This window comes from Bacillus sp. mrc49, from assembly GCF_002803435.1.
Genome location: NZ_PHNG01000017.1, coordinates 1 through 625, shown reverse-complemented (window position 1 = coordinate 625; position 625 = coordinate 1). Strand labels below are relative to the sequence as shown.

Sequence of the window (625 nt, the reverse complement as noted above, 5' to 3'; positions counted from 1 at the left end):
CCACAGTAGTCACAGCATTGCGGGTTTACTGCTTGCTGCTTTTCATCAAAGTAATCCAATACTCCTAAGCGCCGGCATTCCTTTGCATGAATCCAATTCAAGAACTTATGCAGCTTTTCTTGATTGGCGGACTTTCGCTTTTGGCAATATTGCTTCATCTCCGCCATTTGGTGTAACGGGTTTTCATTGGCTGTCATGAGCTGAGTGAAAAAACGAAGCTGGATTTCGTTCAAGGAATAGGCTTGCGAGAGCTGTTCTTTTTCAGGAAGGGTGCAACGGGACAGCGTCAAGCCTGAAGCGCCCAAGTACGAGCATACCCCTTCAATTTGAGCATCGGTCGGCAATTGTTGCTCCATCAAATGCAGCGGAAGTCCTTCATCGCCATCACTATATAATAAGATGGCCACGCTTTGCTTCCGATCCCGCCCCGCCCTGCCTATTTCCTGAAGGTATGCCTCCATTGTCGATGGCATATGCCAGGTGAGTGAAAACGGAGATGAATGTACAAACCAAATTTCATGGCGAAATTGAATTAATGGCGAATGAAATCTATCGATTCGAAAGCGGGCTGCCGGGCTTTTTGGAGGAAAAACAGTTTTGCCTGCTTACATTGGATGATACACCC

1 protein-coding gene and 1 pseudogene are annotated in these 625 nt (G+C 46.9%); one reads left to right on the top strand and one right to left on the bottom strand.

Annotated elements, in window-relative coordinates:
- Positions 1-407, bottom strand: a 407-nt coding sequence (locus CVN76_RS00220; protein WP_198512383.1) for a RecQ family zinc-binding domain-containing protein, incomplete at its 3' end; no start/stop codon positions are given.
- 89 nt (positions 408-496) lie between these two features.
- Between CVN76_RS00220 and CVN76_RS00215 the strand changes: the two are divergent.
- Positions 497-625, top strand: a pseudogene (locus CVN76_RS00215) (flagellar assembly protein FliW); the annotation flags it as partial.